This window comes from Streptomyces lichenis, from assembly GCF_023218175.1.
Taxonomy (GTDB): Bacteria; Actinomycetota; Actinomycetes; order Streptomycetales; family Streptomycetaceae; genus Streptomyces; species Streptomyces lichenis.
The window spans coordinates 303,009-319,916 of the sequence record NZ_JALPTH010000001.1; the positions used below are offsets into that span (position 1 = coordinate 303,009).

The 16,908-nt window shown below is 73.9% G+C and carries 16 protein-coding genes; 9 read left to right on the forward strand and 7 right to left on the reverse strand.

All coding sequences use genetic code 11. The features are described 5' to 3' along the window. Nucleotides 1–161: 161 nt before the first annotated feature. The 3 genes from M1O15_RS01210 to M1O15_RS01220 form a co-directional block, all read right to left on the reverse strand. Nucleotides 162–515, reverse strand: coding sequence for a beta/gamma crystallin domain-containing protein (locus tag M1O15_RS01210; protein ID WP_248631241.1), 354 nt, complete (start codon nt 513–515; stop codon nt 162–164). 269 nt (nt 516–784) lie between these two features. Next, complete coding sequence (locus M1O15_RS01215) at nt 785–1,960, reverse strand: mandelate racemase/muconate lactonizing enzyme family protein (RefSeq protein WP_248631242.1); 1,176 nt, start codon at nt 1,958–1,960, stop codon at nt 785–787. Nucleotides 1,961–2,027: 67 nt separating this feature from the next. Further along, nucleotides 2,028–3,317, reverse strand: coding sequence for a hypothetical protein (locus M1O15_RS01220; protein WP_248631243.1), 1,290 nt, complete (start codon nt 3,315–3,317; stop codon nt 2,028–2,030). A 168-nt stretch (nt 3,318–3,485) separates the two neighbouring features. On the opposite strand from M1O15_RS01220, the gene M1O15_RS01225 reads away from it, so the two are divergent. Genes M1O15_RS01225 through M1O15_RS01240 form a run of 4 tightly spaced genes read left to right on the forward strand, consistent with a single transcriptional unit; the run spans nt 3,486 to nt 8,273 of the window. After that, a complete protein-coding gene (locus M1O15_RS01225; protein ID WP_248631244.1) occupies nt 3,486–4,610 on the forward strand; it encodes a DegT/DnrJ/EryC1/StrS family aminotransferase in 1,125 nt (374 codons plus the stop codon). Next, nucleotides 4,607–5,383: an amidohydrolase family protein gene (locus M1O15_RS01230; RefSeq protein WP_248631245.1), complete on the forward strand. Its 777-nt coding sequence runs from the start codon at nt 4,607–4,609 to the stop codon at nt 5,381–5,383. Before M1O15_RS01225 ends, M1O15_RS01230 begins: the two co-directional genes overlap by 4 nt. After that, the gene (locus M1O15_RS01235; RefSeq protein ID WP_248631246.1) at nt 5,383–6,141 is read left to right on the forward strand and encodes an amidohydrolase family protein; all 759 of its coding nucleotides are present in this window, start codon (nt 5,383–5,385) and stop codon (nt 6,139–6,141) included. Before M1O15_RS01230 ends, M1O15_RS01235 begins: the two co-directional genes overlap by 1 nt. Before the next feature lie 53 nt (nt 6,142–6,194). Next, nucleotides 6,195–8,273, forward strand: coding sequence for a YncE family protein (locus M1O15_RS01240; protein WP_248631247.1), 2,079 nt, complete (start codon nt 6,195–6,197; stop codon nt 8,271–8,273). Between the two features lie 30 nt (nt 8,274–8,303). Here the strand turns inward: M1O15_RS01240 and M1O15_RS01245 are convergent, their stop codons facing one another. Then, nucleotides 8,304–9,320, reverse strand: coding sequence for a dihydrodipicolinate synthase family protein (locus tag M1O15_RS01245; protein WP_248631248.1), 1,017 nt, complete (start codon nt 9,318–9,320; stop codon nt 8,304–8,306). Nucleotides 9,321–9,441: 121 nt separating this feature from the next. Here M1O15_RS01245 and M1O15_RS01250 point away from each other — a divergent pair, with 121 nt between their 5' ends. After that, the gene (locus tag M1O15_RS01250) at nt 9,442–10,410 is read left to right on the forward strand and encodes an LLM class flavin-dependent oxidoreductase (protein ID WP_248631249.1); all 969 of its coding nucleotides are present in this window, start codon (nt 9,442–9,444) and stop codon (nt 10,408–10,410) included. Between the two features lie 182 nt (nt 10,411–10,592). On the opposite strand, the gene M1O15_RS01255 is transcribed toward M1O15_RS01250, so the two are convergent. From M1O15_RS01255 to M1O15_RS01265, 3 genes are read right to left on the reverse strand one after another with little or no spacing between them, the layout of a single operon-like run. Next, nucleotides 10,593–11,396 carry a carbohydrate ABC transporter permease gene (locus M1O15_RS01255; RefSeq protein ID WP_248631250.1) on the reverse strand — a complete coding sequence of 268 codons (804 nt, stop codon included), beginning with the start codon at nt 11,394–11,396 and terminating at the stop codon, nt 10,593–10,595. Beyond that, nucleotides 11,396–12,496 (reverse strand): carbohydrate ABC transporter permease, encoded by a 1,101-nt coding sequence (locus M1O15_RS01260; RefSeq protein WP_308282184.1) that lies wholly within the window; start codon nt 12,494–12,496, stop codon nt 11,396–11,398. The genes M1O15_RS01255 and M1O15_RS01260 overlap by 1 nt, the downstream gene beginning before the upstream one ends. Beyond that, the gene (locus M1O15_RS01265; RefSeq protein WP_248631251.1) at nt 12,493–13,770 is read right to left on the reverse strand and encodes an ABC transporter substrate-binding protein; all 1,278 of its coding nucleotides are present in this window, start codon (nt 13,768–13,770) and stop codon (nt 12,493–12,495) included. Before M1O15_RS01265 ends, M1O15_RS01260 begins: the two co-directional genes overlap by 4 nt. Nucleotides 13,771–14,031: 261 nt before the next feature. Between M1O15_RS01265 and M1O15_RS01270 the strand changes: the two genes are divergently transcribed. The 4 genes from M1O15_RS01270 to M1O15_RS01285 all read left to right on the forward strand — a co-directional run bounded on the left by M1O15_RS01270 (nt 14,032) and on the right by M1O15_RS01285 (nt 16,853). Further along, nucleotides 14,032–14,430, forward strand: a complete 399-nt coding sequence (locus M1O15_RS01270) for a cell division protein SepF (protein WP_248631252.1) — start codon at nt 14,032–14,034, stop codon at nt 14,428–14,430. Nucleotides 14,431–14,457: 27 nt separating this feature from the next. Then, on the forward strand, nt 14,458–14,928 hold the full coding sequence (locus M1O15_RS01275; RefSeq protein WP_248631253.1) for a nucleotide pyrophosphohydrolase: 471 nt from the start codon (nt 14,458–14,460) through the stop codon (nt 14,926–14,928). A 124-nt stretch (nt 14,929–15,052) separates the two neighbouring features. Then, complete coding sequence (locus M1O15_RS01280) at nt 15,053–15,652, forward strand: DUF6099 family protein (RefSeq protein ID WP_248631254.1); 600 nt, start codon at nt 15,053–15,055, stop codon at nt 15,650–15,652. 277 nt (nt 15,653–15,929) lie between these two features. Continuing rightward, nucleotides 15,930–16,853, forward strand: a complete 924-nt coding sequence (locus tag M1O15_RS01285) for an LLM class F420-dependent oxidoreductase (protein ID WP_248631255.1) — start codon at nt 15,930–15,932, stop codon at nt 16,851–16,853. The last annotated feature ends 55 nt before the right edge of the window (nt 16,854–16,908 follow it).

A 16,908-nucleotide genomic window follows, 5' to 3' on the forward strand; every position in this document is an offset into this window, starting at 1 on the left:
CGCCTCGGCCCCCCACCGCCCACCGACCGGACACCGGCCGAAACGGTCGACGCCGGCCACGCCCGGAAAGGCGTGGCCGGCGGAATGCGGAAATGGCTGCGACGTCGACGTGCCGCCATTCAACCGATTATCGGCTCGCATTCATCCGAGCCGGTGAATCGTCAGAGGATCTCGATGTCCTTCACCTTCGGCGGGCGGCTGGGGAAGGTGATGTCGGTCCACCGGTTGACGCGCACGGAGTCGCCGTTGACGTCGTAGTAGATCAGGTCGTTGTTGCCCGTGGAGATCCGGTCGACCCACCAGCTGCCGAAGTTCATCCGGCCCTTGTTCGCGTAGCAGTCCACGCTGCTCCGGCCGTCCAGGTGCGACCAGATCTTGAGGAAGTTCTCGCCGCCGCGGCACTCGACCTCGTTGATGGCGAAGGCGTTGCTGGTAGGCATCAGCGCGGTGAACGCGGCGGCGGCAGCGAGCGCGACGGTTGCGGAGCGCGCGACCCTCTTGGTTTTCGAAAGCACAAGTGACTCCCTTATTCCGGGCCCGCGGGCGACCGCATTCCGCACGGCCGCCCCGGGAAGTGAATTGCGCTTGCACAGTGACGATCGTGCAGGACTCCTGTACATGGCAATCTTCCGCCCGGTGCATGGCCGAAACTGCCTGCCCAATGTCCTGATCGAAATTATTCCGATGATTTGATGGCACTTGAGGACAGGAATTCGGGCAACGATGACGGCCTGGCCGGACGGCCGGATACGCCGAGTGGGCTCCGTGATCCGCCGAGACCCGGCTAACCCAGCGCCTCCACCCCGTGCCCCAGCCCCGCGGCCGTCGGCAGGATCACGGAGCCGGTGCCGGGAGTGGCCGCGAACGGGGCCGGGGCCAGCGGCTCGGCGTCCACCAGCAGCGGGCCCACCAGGTCCGGCGGGACGGTGGCGTGCGGCAGGGCCGCCGAGAGGTGCGCCGCGGCGAGGGTGGCCACGCCCAGCTCCGGCATGGTGCCCACCTTCACCGCCAGCCCCGCCGACTCGGCCAGCGCCGCGACCTGCTGCGCCCGGTGCAGCCCGCCCACCTTGAGGATCTTGATGTTCAGCACATCGGCCGCGCCCCGCCGGATCACCTCCAGGGCGTCGTGCGCCGACTGCACCGACTCGTCGGCCATCACCCGCACCCCGCCCGCGGCCCGCAGCGCGGCCATGCCGTCCAGGTCCCAGCGGGGGAGCGGCTGCTCCAGCAGATCGAGCCCGGCGTCCGCCAACCGGGCCGCCACGCGCACCGCCCCGGACGGCGGATACCCCTCGTTGGCGTCGAGCGACAGCTCCACCGCCTCCGGCAGCGCGGCCCGGACGGCCGCCACCAGCGCCAGGTCCAGCGCCGGGTCCTCGCCGCCCTTGAGCTTGATGTGGCGGAACCCGGCCCGGGCGTACCGCACCGCCTCCTCGGCCATCTCCTCCGGGGTGCCCAGGCCCACCACCCAGGTGGTCGGCACCGCGGTCGCCGGGCGGCCGCCGCCCAGCAGCAGATGCAGCGGCCATCCGGCGGCCCGGGCGGCCAGGTCGTGCAGGGCCATGTCCAGCGCGGCCTTGGCCAGGTGCTGGCCCCGGATCGCCGCGTCCATCGCGCGATGCGCCCCCGCCAGGTCCCGGGGGTCCCGGCCGATCAGCGCGGGCCCGGCGTGCTCCTCCACCGCCGCCCGCAGCCCGGCCAGGGTCTCCCCGGTGTACGCGGTCATCGGCGAGGCCTCGCCGATCCCCCGGGCGCCGTCCGCCGTGCGCACCTCCACCACCAGGCTGACCAGCTCGTCACTGCCGCCGCTGCTGATGGCGAACGGCCGCCGGTAGCGGGCGCGCACCTCCCGGGTGCGCACCGCGACGACCTCCATGGCCGGGTCCGGCAGGGGATCGGTGCGGATGCCTCCGGAGAGGGTGACGGGCTCGGCCTGCTTGACGGAATGCTTGGGCTGCACGGGTGAACTCCTTCACGTGTGTCGCGCGGTCGCGCGGTCGCGGCCCGGGCGATACGGGGCCCCGGCCCTACAGCCGTACCCGGTAGACCAGTGGAGGCCGCCCGGTACGCCCCTCCCGGGGGACGGGAGCCGGTTCCGCGACCCCCGCGCGCTCCAGCCGCTTCAGGATCCGGCGGGCCGTGCGCTGCTGCACCGACAGATGCTCGGCCACCAGCCGCGCCGTCAGCCCCGTCCCCGTATCCGCGTCCGTATCCACATCCGCACCGTCCCCGCCCCGGCTCCGGGTCAGCTCCCGCAGCCGGTCCAGGGTGGCCGGGCGCAGCCCCACCCGGTGGGCCAGCAGCGCCGGGTCCTCGCCCCGGTCGCCGGCGGCCGCCTCGGCACCCGTACCCGGGACGATCAGCAGGTCCTTGTCGTCCGGCAGGGACACCACCCCGGCCACCGGCCCCGCCGCCCGGGCCCGGCCGACCGCCCGGCGGGCCAGCGCCTCCGCCTCCGCGGCCGTACGCCCCAGCCCGAACCCGGCGTGCGCGCCCCCGTACCGGGCCGCCAGCGCCTCCAGCAGCGGCAGCCGGGTGAAGCCCCCGCTCGCCGACTCCAGCACCCCCCGGGTGGTCACCACCAGCCCCCGGCCGTCCGGCAGCCACGCCAGGCTGCCGCCCAGCACCCGTACCTCCTCCTCCGCCAACCCCGCCGCCCGGGCCCCGCCCGGGACCTCCACGATGCCCAGGGCCACCCGGGCGTCCCCGTCCCGGCGGTGGGCGGCCGAGAGCGCCAGCTCCCGCAGGGTGGCCTGTATCGAGTGGCGGGACGGCGCCAGCCGCACCGCGTGCGTCCGGTGCTCCAGCGCCCGGTACGCCGAACCGAGGCAGGTCACCGCCACCCGGGCCCCGCCCTCGCGGGCCGCCAGATGGAAGCCGACCAGCTCCGCCGAGCCCTGCCCGGGCCGGTGCGGCAGCACCCGTACGCCGTCGGTGGGCAGCTTCGCCTCGGTCAGCGTCTCCCGCACCTCCTCCTCGCGGAGGGTGTCGATGGAGACCCGGGTCACGTCGTGCCCCTGCCGCAGCAGCTCCACCAGGGCCCGCAGCAGGGTGGCCCCGCTGTACGGGACATACCGCGCCGGGCGGTCCAGCAGCCCGGCCGCCTCCGCCCGCGCGTACGGCACCACCCCGGTGAACAGCACCGCGTCCGCCTCGGCCCGGGCCGCCGCCATCCGCTCGGCCGTCTCGTCCTCGTGGCGGTACGCCAGCGGCAGCAGCCGCACCGGACCACCGCCCGCCACCTCCGGGGGCGGCCCCACCGTGAGGACCTTTCCGACCAGGTCCTCGGGACCTATGACGCCGACCGTCAGCGGCATGCGGCTCCGCTCCGTTTCCCGTCGGGCGGGCCGGCGGCTCCTGACGGGCCGTTCGAAGAGCAGGAATCGATGCGAACCGCCGCGCTCACGCCTCGTTGACGGCCCCCTGCGGGAGTTCTACTTTCGGCCCAGACCGTAATCGCGTGCTGACGAGAGGATAGTCCCCCGATGCCGCCACGGGAACTGCCACTGCCCACCGTTCTGGAACCCCGGGGAAGGACCTTCGGCGAGGAGGAGCGCGCGGCCGTGCTGCGGGTCCTGGACTCGGCCGTGCTGTGCGGGGCGTTCGGCACCGAGGCCCGCGCCCTGGAGACCGAGACGGCCGCGCTGACCGGCGCCGCGCACGCCGTCTCGTGCAGCTCCGGCACCGCCGCCCTGCATCTGGCGGTCGCCGCCGCCGGGATCGGCCCCGGCGACGAGGTGGTCACCACCCCCCTCTCCGACTTCGGCACCGTCGCCCCGGTCCTCGCCCAGGGCGCCGCGGTCGTCTTCGCCGACGTCCGCGAACAGGACGGCAACCTCGACCCGCAGGCCGTCGAGGCGGCGATCACCCCCCGCACCCGGGCCGTGATCGCCGTCCACCTCTTCGGCGGCGCCGCCGACATCCGCGCGCTGCGGGAGATCTGCGACCGCCACCGGCTCACCCTCATCGAGGACTGCGCCCAGGCCTGGCTGGCCGAGGACGAGCAGGGCCGCCCCGTCGGCACCCTCGGCGACATCGCCTGCTACAGCCTCCAGCAGTACAAGCACATCACCGCCGGGGACGGCGGCCTCGCCACCACCGGTGACCCCGAACTGGCCCGCCGGATGCGGCTGTTCATGGACAAGGGCTGGGACCGCACCGAGGGCCGGATCCACCGCACCATGGGGCTGAACTACCGGATGCCCGAACTGGTCGCCGCCGTCGCCCGGGTCCAGCTCACCCGGGTCGCCGAGGTGGTCGCCCGCCGCCGCGCCTCCGCCGCCCGGCTGGCCGCCGCGCTCCCCGGCATCCCCGGCGCCACCCTCGCCGCCCGCCCCGCCGGCCACTCCTGGTGGACCGTCCCGCTGCATGTGGACGACAACACCCGCTGGGCCGAGGCGCTGCACACCGAGGGCGTCCCCGCGCTGCCCGGCTATCTGGAGCGCCCGCTGTACGCCAATCCGGCACTGTCCGGCCGCACCACCGGCCGATGTCCTCGCGCCGAGCGGCTGATCGACCGTACCTTGCTGGTCCTGCCGTGGAACGAGGCATACGGCGCGGAGGAGACCGACCGGATCGCGCAGGCACTGGGGAAGGCCGCCGCATCATGAGCCCAGACCACCCGGACACATCCGTCACCAACGGCGAGGACCACTGGCTGCGGCCCTCGCCCGAGGAGCACATCGGCTGGGACGTGGACGTGCTCTACGGCCCCTGGCCCCGGCACCACCGCGACACCACTCTCGCCGAGGTCCGCGACCACCTCAGCCGCTCCACCGTCGCCGGGGCGCTCGCCCTCTCCACCCGGGGCCCGCTCTACGACGACGCCGAGGGCAACGCCCAGACCCTGCGCGACCTCGCCGGCTGCCCCGAACTGCTGCCGGTCGGCACCGCCGACGTCCGCGACGCCCTCACCGCCGAGGACCGGCTCGACGAACTGGCCGCCGCGGGCGTGCGGTTCCTGCGGCTGTTCACCACCGAGCAGGCCGCCGAGCCCGGCTTCCCCGGCTACCGCCACACCGTCCGGCTCGCCCTGGAACGGGGCCTGGTGCTGCTCCACGACGGCGACCCCCGCCGCTTCGGCCCGCCCCTGATGGGCCGCGGCGCCCAGGTCGTCTTCCTCGACCTGCACGCCTACCTCCTGGCCGACTTCCTGCTGATGGCCCGCGAGGAACCCGGCTTCAAGGCCACCACCCGGATGCTCTCCGGACCCGACTCCATCGAACGGGCCGTCGGCACCGTCGGCCCCCGCCACCTGGTCTTCGGCTCCCGCACCCCCTTCATGGACCTCTCCCCGCAGACGCTGAAGCTGCGCTACGCCGACCTCACCCCCGACGAGCGCGCCGCCATCGCCACCAAGAACGTCGAGGAGCTGCTCGCCTGATGCCGATCATCGACGTGCACGCGCACGTGGGCCGCTGGCAGTTCCACCTCAGCTCCGGCGACGCCGACACCAACCTCGCCCAGCTGGACCGCTACGGCATCGACCTCCAGATCGTCTCCGCCGCCGAGGCCGTGGTCTACGACGCCGTCGCCGGGAACGCCGCACTGCTGACCGCCCTGCGCACCCGCCCCCGGCTGCTCGGCTACGCGGTGGTCAACCCCAACCGCCCCGAGGAGAGCGCCGCCGACCTGCGGCGCTGCCTGGACTCCGGCCGCTTCGTCGGCGCCAAGATCCACACCCACTACCCGGGCCGGCTGCCCGGCACCACCGAGATGGCCGAGGCCTTCGACGTGGTCGCCGAGGCCGGCGTACCGCTGCTGCTGCACACCTGGGGCGAGGAGGTCACCCTGCTGCCCGAGCTGGTGGAAGCCCGCCCGGGGCTGCGGGTGATCCTCGGCCACGCGGGCGGGGACGCCTGGCGGGAGGCGGCCCGGGCGGCGGCCGGCTGCGACCGGCTGTACCTGGAGCACTGCCGCACCGCGACCGACGCCGGGCGGATCGCGTACGCCCGCGAGGCCGGCGTCCCGGTGGAGCGGATGCTCTTCGGCACCGACGCCACCCTCATCGACCCCTGCGTCTCCCTGGGCGTCATCCGGGACGCCGGGTTCACCGCCGAGGAACGGGAGCGGGTGCTGTGGCGCAACGCCGCCGAGCTGTTCGCCCTGCCGCAGCCGCTGTCCGGCCACCCCACCCCGTAGCCCACCCCGTCTCACACAGGCCCGCCCCGCAACCCACTGGAGAGGGACGACACATGGAACGCAGGCGACTGCTCAACGCCGGCGCCGGGCTGGGCCTGGCGGCCGTGGCGGCCACCGCCCCGGCGGCCAGGGCGACACCACCACCGACGCCCCGGGGGGCCGGCGGCCCCGCCTCCGCCTCCTCCCCGGCCGGAGGGGCCGCCGCGCACGCCTGCACCGGAGCACCCGTGACCACCTACGGCACCGCCTCCCTCACCGCCGCCATCGTCGGGGTCACCGTGCTCGGGAACCACGCCTATGTGGTGGCCCGAGGCCAGACCCCCACCCTGGTCGGCGAGATCGACCTGACCACCCGCAAGCTGACGCGGACCTTCCGGCTGGACCGGGGCGACGGCGGCTGGGCGGCCACCGTCTCCGGCGGCCAGGTGTACGTGGGCACCTACCCCTACCCCGACATCCACCGCGTCGACCCGGCCACCGGCACCACCACCCGGATCGCCACCGTCGGCCCGGCCGGCGGCTTCGTCTGGTGCCTGACCACCGCCCCCGACGGCACCGTCTACGCCGGCACCAGCCCGCGCGGCGAGGTCTGGGAGTACAAGCCGGACACCGGCAGGCTCCGCAACCTGGGGCCCGCGTTCGCCGGTGAAGGCTATGTCCGGGCCATCGCCGCCGACGACCGGTACGTCTACGCGGGCACCCTGCCGCAGGGGTATCTGATCGCGTACGACCGGGTCACCGGCGCCAAGCGCAACCTCACCCCCGAGCCGTACGGCGGCGCCGCCGCCCTGACCGCGCACGGCGGCCGGGTGTACGGCCTGTTCGGCCGCTCCCTGCTCGACCTGGACCCCGACGGCGGTACGGCGAAGGTGCTGACCATCCCGGCCGGCGAGCGGATCGCCGACGCCCTCGCGGTCACCGCCGATGGCACCGTCTACATCGTCGGCCGCCCCACCGGCACGGTCTACCGCCGCGACGGCGACACCTTCACCACCGTCGCCGCCCCCGCCACCGGCGACGAGCACCGGGCGCTGATCCCGCTGTCCGGGAACACCATGCTGGGCGCGGTGGGCAGCGGCCGGCTCTGGTGGCTGGACCGGAGCACCGGCGCCGCCCAGGTGGTCGAGCTCATCGACATCGGGCTCTCCGGGCCCGACCCGGTGCAGTCCATCGCCTTCCAGCAGGGCGGCACCGTGCACGTCGGCGGCCACTACTCGCTCACCACCCACCGCCCCGCCCGCGGCACCTCCAACCGCATCCGCATCCCCGGTGAGCCCAAGCAGATCCGGGTGATCGGCGGCCGGGTGTACGCGGCGATGTACCCGAGCACCGAACTGCTGGAGATCGACGCGGGCCGCGAACGGGTCCGCTCGCTCGGCTTCATCGACAACGGCCAGCAGCGCCCCACCGACATGGCCTACCGCTCCGACGACGATCTGCTGCTCATCTCCAGCGCCCCGCCCGCCGGCGGCCTCAAGGGGGCACTGACCCTGCTGGAGCGCTCCCGGGGCCGGATCACCGTGTACCGGGACGTCATCCCCGACCAGAGTGTGATGTCGGTGGCGCTGGACGACCGCCCGGGCCGCCGGATCGCCTATCTGGCCGGTGACACCTGGGGCGGCGGCAGCGTCCCGCCCACCCGCACCGCCGCCTCGATCGCCGCCTTCGACCTGCGCCGGGGCACCGTGCTCTGGGAGACCGCCCCGCTCGCCGGGAACGCCAGCCTCCAGCACATCGAGGTGCTGGACGGCGTGCTCTACGGCATCTGCAAGCGGCAGTCCGGCACCTGGTTCGCCATGGACCTGGACACCCGCGCCGTCACCGCCACCGGCACCCTGCCCAGCTACGGGGAGCTCAGCGTCCAGTTCGGCCAGGTGTACGCCTCCGTCTTCAGCGGCGACGTCTACCGGCTCGGCCCCGACCTGACCGAGGCCCAACTCGTCCTCGGCGGACTGGACGACGGCTGGTACAACCCGCCGCAGCTCGCCTGGGAGCGGTCCACCTGGTACGCCTGGGGCGTCGCCACCCGCGACCTGGCCCGGCTCCGCCTGGACCCGCTCTGCCCCTCCGGCTCCCCGTCCTCCACCAGCTCCCAGTACGAGGCCGTGCTCAAGGGCCTGCTGGCCAACTGACCCACCGTCGTACGCCCCCGGGAGGGGCCGTCAGTCCTCCTCCCGGGCCAGCTCCTCCAGGCACTCCACCACCGCCGCCCGCTCCCCGGGCGCGGGCGGCGGCCCGTACGGGTCGTGCGCCGCCTCCGCGGGGATCAGCCCCTCCCACACCGCCGCCCACAGCATCCGCCGCACATAGCCCTCCATCGGCGCGGTGAACGTCACCCGGGCGAACCGGTCCAGCCGCCCCGAGGCCCGCACGAACCGCGCCATGTCCCCGGCCCGCCAGGCGTCCAGCACCGCCGCCGTCAGCCCCACCCGGGCCGCCGCGATCCCCACCAGCGCGCTGTCCGCGCCCCACATCAGCGAGGGGCCGAACATCCGGTCCTCACCGGTGATCGCCAGCGCCCCGCTCCGCCGCGCCGCCGCGATCGCGTCCTGGCAGGCCATCGCCCGATCCAGGGTCGCCAGCTTCACCCCCACCGTCCCCGCAAGCCCGGTCAGCCGCTCCACCAGCCCCGGCGGATACGGATAACCGCCCGCCTCGCCGTGCAGCAGGAAGCCCACCACCGGCAGCCCGCTCTCGGCCGCCACCCGCTCGTGCAGCGCCACCGCCGCGTCCTCGTCCCCGGCGAACTCCGCGACGGGGTACACCATCACCGCGTCCGCCCCGCCGTCCGCCGCCCGCACCGCCATCTCCACGGTCGCCGCCACCGCCCCCGCCCCGTCCACCCCTACGGCCTCCTCACCGCGCGGCACCCCCACCCCCGCCACCAGCGGCCCGGCCACCGCCTCCCGCCACACCGCCAGCACCCGCCGCCGGTCCTCGGCCGGCAGATACAGCCCGCGCCCGGTGTGCGCCCACACCGCCACCCCGCCCACCGGGGCGGCCGCCATCCGTTCGGCGTAGTCGCGCAACGCCCCGTACGCCACCACCCCGCCCTCGTCCATCGGCGTCGCCACCGCCGCCAGCAGCGCCCCCCGCAACCGCCCTTCGACCGACCCGGCAGCCCCCTCGCGGGCCCCGGGGCGCCCCTCGTCCGTGTCCGAGTCCATCACAGAGGTCATCGGCGGTCTCCCGTCTGTCGCGCCGCCCACGGCCGAGGCCGCCGCGCTACCGTTACGGTCCGGACCGTAACCGAAGCCGCCCCGCCCCGCGAGACCGCCGCCCCTGGAAGGGACCGCGCCCATGCGCCTCGGCCTCTACGTCAACCTCTACGCGGACCCCGCCGACCGCCCCCGCCTCGCCGACGCCGTCGAACAGGTCCGCCTCGCCGAACAGGCCGGCTTCAGCTGGGCCGTCCTCGGCGAACGCCATCTGCACCGGCCCGGCTACCACGAGGCCGTCACCACCCTGGCGTACCTCGCCGCGCACACCGAGCGGATCGGGCTGGCCACCGCCGGGCTGATCGCCCCGGTCCACCACCCCGTGCACCTCGCCGAGACGCTCGCCCATGTGGACGTGCTCTCCGGCGGCCGGCTCACCGCCGGGTTCGTCCTCGGCTACCGCCCCGAGGAGTTCACCCTCTACGGCGCCCGCCCGGAGGAGCGCGTCAGCCGCTTCGAGGAGTGCCTCGAACTGCTGCACCGGCTCTGGACCGAAGACGAGGTCACCCACCACGGCCGCCGCCACCACCTGGACGGCGCCTTCCTCTCCCCGCGCCCCGTGCAGGCCCCCCGCCCCCGGATCTGGAACGGCGGCCGGGTGCCCGCCGCCCTGGAGCGCACCGCCTGGCTCTGCGACGGCTGGACCACCTCGTTCAACGAGACCGACGAGGAGCTGCCCAAGAAGGTCGCCGCCTACCGGGCCGCCCCGCGCGGACCGCGCTCGCTCGGCTCCGAGGTCATCGTCTGCCGCGAGGGCTACGCCGCCGCCACCTCCCAGGCCGCCCGTACCGCCCTGGAGGACCCCCTGCGCGCGCTCTACGACGCCTACGGCGACTGGAAGCGCACCTCCGCCGACGCCGCCCGCTACGCCCAGCCCTGGGAGGACATCGCCGCCCGCTCGGTCATCGGCTCCACCGCCGAGTGCGCCGAACGGCTCGCCCGCTACGAGGCCCTGGGCGCCGACGGCGTCATCCTGCGCATCCAGCCGCCCGGGATGCCCCAGGCCGACGCCCTGCGCGCCATCGAGGCCTTCGGCGCCCTGACAAGCTGAAGGCGTCATCTATGCGTGATCCCGGCGTCCGCCCGCTCGGAGACACCACTGCGGGCGATCGGTGAGAGATACGCGGCCTCGCCGGTGCGGCGAACTGCCAGGACCGGCTGACCAGCCTTGACCAGGCCGGTTCAGGCCCTCATCCCGGTCAGGTCCCCATCCCGGTCAGGCCTTCATCCCGGTCAGGCCTTCATCCCACTGGTGGCGATGGAGTCGGTGAGATACCGCTGGAGCAGCCCGAAGACCAGCAGACAGGGGATGACCGTGATGGTCGCACCGGCCATGACCTGGTTGATCGTCACGTTCTCCCCCTCCAGGGTGGCCAGCCCCACGGTGAGGGTGCGCATCGCCTCGGACTGGCCGATGACCAGCGGCCACAGGAAGTCGTTCCAGTGCCAGAGGAAGACGAAGACGCCCAGCGTCGCCAGCACCGGCCGGATCAGCGGCAGCACCACCGTGGTGTACACCCGCCACTCCGAGGCGCCGTCCATCCGGGCCGCCTCGAACAGCTCGTCGGGCAGCTGCACGATGAACTGCCGCATCAGGAAGACCGCCTGGGAGTTGGCCAGGGTCGGCACGATCAGCCCCCAGTAGGTGTCCACCCCGCCCATCCCGGCCACCAGCAGGTAGTACGGGATGAGGGTGGCCTGGAACGGCACCATCAGGGTCGCCAGGAACGCCCAGAACAGCGCCTCCCGCCCCGGGAACCGCTTCTTGGCGAAGGCGTACCCCGCCATCGAGGCGAACAGCAGGATCAGCACCACCGACACCAGCGAGTACAGCAGCGAGTTCAGCGCCCAGCGCAGCACGTCCGCGCCGCCCAGCACATCGGTGAAGTTCTGCCAGGTGGCCCGGGTGACGTCCAGCGCGCCCGGCAGCGTACGGCCGCCCGGCGGGGCGAAGGCCACCAGCACCATCACCGCGAACGGGGTCACGGTGACCAGCGCCACCAGGACCAGCAGCACCGGCAGACGCAGCCGCGCCATCAGTCCACCTCCCTGCCGACCAGCCGGCGCTGGATCAGCGAGAAGACCAGCACCACCAGGAAGAGCACCAGGCCCACCGCGCAGGCGTAGCCGAAGTCGAAGAACTTGAAGCCCGAGTCGTAGAGGAAGTAGACCAGGGAGTAGCTGGCCCGCACCGGGCCGCCCGCGGTCATCACATACATCGCGTCGAAGACCTGGAACGCCCCGATCGCCTCGATGACCAGCACGAAGAAGAGCACCGGCCGCAGCAGCGGCAGGGTCACCCAGCGGAACCGCTGCCAGCCGTTCGCCCCGTCGATGACGGCCGCCTCGGTCACCTCCCTGGGCACCGACTGGAGCCCGGCCAGCAGGATCAGCATCGAGTAGCCGAACCCCTTCCACGCGGAGGCGGCCGCGATCGACGGCAGCACCAGCGACTCGCTGCCGAGGAAGTCCACCGGCCCGAGCCCCAGCCCGCCGAGCACCGAGTTCAGCAGCCCGTCCTCCACCTCGTAGATCCACTTCCAGATCACCGCGGCCAGCACGATGCTGGTGACATACGGCAGGAAGAACAGCCCCCGGAAGAAGCCGCGCAGCCAGAGCGTGCGGTGCAGCAGCACCGCGGTGCCCAGCGCGAGGACCACCGTCATCGGTACATAGAGCACGGTGTAGAGGGCGGTGACGCCGAAGGCCTCCCAGAACAGCCGGTCGTCCAGCAGCCGGGCGTAGTTCCCGGCGCCGATGAACGTCCAGTCGCCGTTGAGCCGGTAGTCGGTGAGGGAGAGGAAGACGGCGCCCAGGGTCGGGCCGATCCGGAACACCAGGAAGAGGACCAGCATCGGCGCCACGAACGCCAACCCGGCCAGCGCCTCCCGCCGCCGCGCCGCGGACATCCGCCCCCACCGCGAGCGCCCGGCCGGCGGGGGTGCCGGGGCAGTGGTGGCGACCGGTGGGGCGGGGACGGTGACCGGCGGGATGGTGCGGTCGCCGGGCGGTGCGGCGACCGCGACCGGCGACGCCGGGCTGTCGGCACCCCCGGGGCCGGGGCCCTGGTGGTCGGCCGGGCCGCGGGCCTCGGGCTCCTCCTCCGGGGGCGTCTCCCGGGACTCGACGCGGCTCAACGCTGCCGCGCCAGCAGTGCGTCGCCCGCCTCGGCGGCCGCCGCCAGGGCCTCGCGGGGCGACTTCTCACCGGTCAGCGCGGCCTGGATCTCCGGCGCCAGCAGCGCCTGCACCTGACGGGCCGCCCGGTGCGGCTCGCCGGGGAAGGCGTACGCGAGCGCCGCCTCGTACTCCTTGGCGTGGGCGCCGGTGCCGGGCACGGTGACATCGGTGCGCGGCGAGAAGAAGCCGCCCGCCCGGCCGAGCGAGGCGATCTGGGCGGGCGCCATCATATAGGCGACGAACTTCTCGGCGCCCGCGGTGTTGCGGCTGGCGGCGTTGATACCCAGGCCGCCCGGCATGCCGAAGCCGACCCGCTTGCGCGGCCCGGCCAGCGCGGGACCGACGATCACATTGCCCTTGCCCCAGGCCTGCGCGGCGAGGGCGGCGTCGGCGGGGGTGTTGGTGTACCCCATGGCGACCTGCTGCCGGCCGAGGGCCTGGTCGGTGAAGAGGTTGGCGTTGGTCAGCGCGGACCGCGGGACGGCGCCCTCCCGGTAGAGCCGCACCAGGAAGGTCAGCGCCTCGACGCCCTCGGGCCCGCCGAACGCGGTCTTCTTGCCGCTTTCGTCGAAGACCCGCCCGCCCGCCTGCCACAGCAGCGGATAGAAGCTCATGTTCAGTGAGGCCTCGCCGCTCGCCGAGTAGTCGAGGGTGGCGACCCCCGCCCGCTTCAGCCTGGGCGCGGCCGCCTTGAGCGCCGCCCAGGTCGCCGGAGGTTCCTTTATCCCGGCCTTGGCCAGCAGCCGGCGGTTGTAGAGGGTGCTGGTGACGGTGTGGTAGATCGGCGCCGCGTAGAGCTCGCCGTCCTGGGTCATGGCCGCCAGCGCGGTGGGGCGGAAGGCGGCGCGGGCCTTGCCCAACGCCCGGTCCACCGGCCGCAGCACGCCGTTCGCCTGGTACTGGGGGATCTGGTCCGGGCCGAGCAGCACCACATCGGGGCCCTTGCCGCCGCCGAGCGCGGTGGCCAGCTTCTGGTCCCGGTTCACCCAGGGCTGCTGCTCGATCCGCAGGTCGGTGCCGGGGTGGGCGCGCTCGAAGCCCTTCTCCACCCCGTCCCAGTAGGCCGCGTTGGCCTTCGGGTCCATGATCACCGGATACATCCAGACGGTGACTCCGTTGCCGCCGGAGCCGGCGGCGCCCCCGCCGCAGCCGGCCGCCGCGAGCACGGCGAGGCAGAGCAGCAGCAGAGGGACGGCGGCGCGCGAGGATCCGGACGTCGTGGGGGGCTTCATGGGGCCTCCGGAAGGCCTGTACAGCACCCGGACGGCGCCGGGGCCGGACATTGCCGCTCAGTGTCGGACAGCTGTGGACATTGCCGTTCAGTGTTGGACAGTTTCGGCCTGGGCCGAAAGTAACCGGGCGGTTTCGGACTGTCAATGGAGCGCGCGGCGGGACGGGCGCCACCACCCGCCGACCGGAGTCACACCCCCTCGGACCTGAGCCCGGCCGTGTCGCAGTTGGGCCGAACGGGTGAGCCGGGCGAGGATAGGCGCATGAGTAGGTACGAGAGGTACGACGTCACCGACGAGCAGTGGGAGGGCCTGGCCCAGGTCGTGCCGTTGCGGGGGCGCAACGAGTGGCCGTCCCGGGTGGACCACGAGACCGTCCCCCAGGACTACGAGGAGGCCGAGCAGCGCCGCATGATCGTGCTGCGGGTGCAGATCTTCGCGGACGCCCGCGATGTGGCCGAACACCTGATCGCGCGGATCCCGGTGCTGCTGGACCTGACCAACGCCGACACCGAGGTGGCCAAGCGCGTCCTCGACTTCAGCAGCGGCGTCGTCTTCGGGCTGGGCAGCGGGATGCACCGGGTGGACCGCAACGTCTTCCTGCTCGCCCCGGCCGGCACCGAGGTTGAGGGCGCCGCCGCGGCCACCATGACCCAGGCCTGAGCCGCGCCAGAACCGGAGAACCCCCCGATGACCGCACCCGACCTCCCCGACGTCCCGGCCCTCCCCGACGCCCCCGCCCTCCCCGACCTCCAGCGCAGGCTGGTGGAGTTCGCCGCCGCCCGCCAGTGGGGGCCGTACCACACACCCAAGAACCTCGCCGCCGCGCTCAGCGTCGAGGCGGCCGAACTGCTGGAGATCTTCCAGTGGATGACCCCGGAGGAGGCCGACCGGGTGATGGCCGACCCGGAGACCGCGCACCGGGTCAACGACGAGGTCGCCGACGTCCTCGCCTATCTGCTCCAGTTCAGCGCCCGGCTCGGGGTGGACCCGCTGGCCGCGCTCTCGGCGAAGATCGACCGCAACGAGCTCCGCTTCCCGGTCGGCCGCCCGCCCGGGCGCACCGCCCGCGCCACCCCTGCCGCCGCCGACCCGGCATCCCGGGCCGACCAAGTCGCCGCCCCCGCCTCCGAATCGACGGATCGTCACTCTACGGAGTGATCCACTTATCCCCTCTGAGCTTCCTGTCCACAGATTTCCGAATTCCTCTGGCATTTGGGTCAGTTTCCCCTCACGCTGGGTAGTGAACAGGTTGGGCAGGTAGTCGTACGAACGGGGGCGGCGTATGGACGCGGAGCGGCTCATCGAGTCGGTGCGGCGGGCGCTGGCGGCCAGCCGGGCGGCGGAGGACATCGTGGCGGAGGCCTGGCAGGCGCAGTGTCTCGCCCAGGCGATAGGCGACCACCTGGCCCACACCGGCCCGCGCGAGCTCCGGGGCGAGGCGCGCGCCCTCGCCGAGACGGCCGGGCGGGGCGGCCAGCCGCCCGACCACCCGGCGGTGCGCGCCGCCGGCGGCCCACGCGCCGCTCGGCTCTCGGGCGTCGCCGACCTCTCCGTGGCGTTGCGGCAGTTGGCCGCCCTGCTCGCCGAGGCCGGCATAGCCCTGGTCTCGGTGGCCTGCGCCACCGACGAGGAGGGCCTGTACTGGGCCTGCGTCGAGGCGACCGACGCCGCCGACGAGGCCGGCGACCGCGTCCGCGCCATGCTGCACCGCCTCGCCGTCCGCGAACGCACCAGGCCCCCGGGCCAGACCGGCGCGCCCCGGGACCTCAGAGACCTGCCGGAGGCGTCCAAGCTGACCGACGGCGCGGACCTGTCCAGCCTGGCCGACCTGTCCGACCTCTCGGGCCTGTCCGACCTGGCCGACCCGGCGGCCCCGGGCTGACGCCCGCGGCCGACCCGTCGGACCCGGGCTGGCGTCCTATGGCGCCGCCGGATTGACGGCCTGTGGCGCCGCCGGGCTGGCGTCCTGTGGCGCCGCCGGGCCGGCGTCCCGTGGCGCCGCCGTCCGGCTGAGAGTGAGGGGGGAGGGGGCAGGGGGAGGGGTGGGGGGTGGGGGGGGAGGGCCCCCAAGGTGACTGACTGGTCGGCGGCTCCGCCCGGGATGCCTCCGAACCGGTGATGTTGGGTTCGGGGAGGCGGGACGGTGCAGGATGGATGGCATGGATCTTCGCATCTTTACCGAGCCCCAGCAGGGGGCCAGTTATGACACCCTTCTCACGGTCGCCAAGGCCACCGAGGACCTGGGCTTCGACGCCTTCTTCCGCTCCGACCACTATCTGAGCATGGGCTCGGCGGACGGGCTGCCCGGTCCGACCGACGCCTGGATCACCCTCGCCGGGCTGGCCCGGGAGACCAGCCGCATCAAGCTGGGCACCCTGATGACCGCCGGGACCTTCCGGCTTCCCGGGGTGCTCGCCATCCAGGTGGCTCAGGTGGACCAGATGTCCGGCGGACGCGTCGAACTGGGTCTGGGCGCCGGGTGGTTCGAGGAGGAGCACAAGGCGTACGGCATCCCCTTCCCCAAGGAGAAGTTCGGCCGCCTCGAAGAGCAGCTGGCCATCGTCACCGGGCTGTGGGCCACCGAGCCGGGCGGCACCTTCTCCTATGACGGCAAGCACTACCAGCTCACCGACTCACCCGCGCTGCCCAAGCCCGCGCAGGCCAGGATCCCGGTGCTGATCGGCGGGCACGGGGCGACCCGCACCCCCCGGCTGGCCGCCCGCTACGCCGACGAGTTCAACATCCCGTTCGCCTCGCTGGAGGACACCCGCACCCAGTTCGACCGGGTCCGGGCCGCGGCCGTGGAGGCCGGGCGGGGCGCGGACGACCTGGTGTACTCCAACGCGCTGGTGGTCTGCGTCGGCAAGGACGACGCCGAGGTGGCCCGCCGGGCCGCCGCGATCGGCCGGGAGCCCGAGGAGCTGAAGGCCAACGGGCTGGCCGGCTCGCCCGCCGAGGTGGTGGACAAGCTCGGCCGGTACGCCGAGGCCGGCTCCTCCCGGGTCTACCTCCAGACCCTCGATCTGCACGACCTGGACCACCTGGAGCTGATCTCCTCCGAGGTCATGTCCCAGTTGGGCTGAGGCATCCCGGGCCCGAGAGGGAAAACCGCTGGTGGGGCGGGGTGGCGAAGCGGGA

What these genes read in the sequence shown, in the direction of transcription:
- M1O15_RS01220 (WP_248631243.1), bottom strand. Translation starts at nt 3,317, where the DNA reads ATGCCGCTGACGGTCGGCGTCATAGGTCCCGAGGACCTGGTCGGAAAG.
- M1O15_RS01225 (WP_248631244.1), top strand. Translation starts at nt 3,486, where the DNA reads ATGCCGCCACGGGAACTGCCACTGCCCACCGTTCTGGAACCCCGGGGA.
- M1O15_RS01230 (WP_248631245.1), top strand. Translation starts at nt 4,607, where the DNA reads ATGAGCCCAGACCACCCGGACACATCCGTCACCAACGGCGAGGACCAC.
- M1O15_RS01235 (WP_248631246.1), top strand. Translation starts at nt 5,383, where the DNA reads ATGCCGATCATCGACGTGCACGCGCACGTGGGCCGCTGGCAGTTCCAC.
- M1O15_RS01240 (WP_248631247.1), top strand. Translation starts at nt 6,195, where the DNA reads ATGGAACGCAGGCGACTGCTCAACGCCGGCGCCGGGCTGGGCCTGGCG.
- M1O15_RS01245 (WP_248631248.1), bottom strand. Translation starts at nt 9,320, where the DNA reads ATGACCTCTGTGATGGACTCGGACACGGACGAGGGGCGCCCCGGGGCC.
- M1O15_RS01250 (WP_248631249.1), top strand. Translation starts at nt 9,442, where the DNA reads ATGCGCCTCGGCCTCTACGTCAACCTCTACGCGGACCCCGCCGACCGC.
- M1O15_RS01255 (WP_248631250.1), bottom strand. Translation starts at nt 11,396, where the DNA reads ATGGCGCGGCTGCGTCTGCCGGTGCTGCTGGTCCTGGTGGCGCTGGTC.
- M1O15_RS01265 (WP_248631251.1), bottom strand. Translation starts at nt 13,770, where the DNA reads ATGAAGCCCCCCACGACGTCCGGATCCTCGCGCGCCGCCGTCCCTCTG.
- M1O15_RS01270 (WP_248631252.1), top strand. Translation starts at nt 14,032, where the DNA reads ATGAGTAGGTACGAGAGGTACGACGTCACCGACGAGCAGTGGGAGGGC.
- M1O15_RS01275 (WP_248631253.1), top strand. Translation starts at nt 14,458, where the DNA reads ATGACCGCACCCGACCTCCCCGACGTCCCGGCCCTCCCCGACGCCCCC.
- M1O15_RS01280 (WP_248631254.1), top strand. Translation starts at nt 15,053, where the DNA reads ATGGACGCGGAGCGGCTCATCGAGTCGGTGCGGCGGGCGCTGGCGGCC.
- M1O15_RS01285 (WP_248631255.1), top strand. Translation starts at nt 15,930, where the DNA reads ATGGATCTTCGCATCTTTACCGAGCCCCAGCAGGGGGCCAGTTATGAC.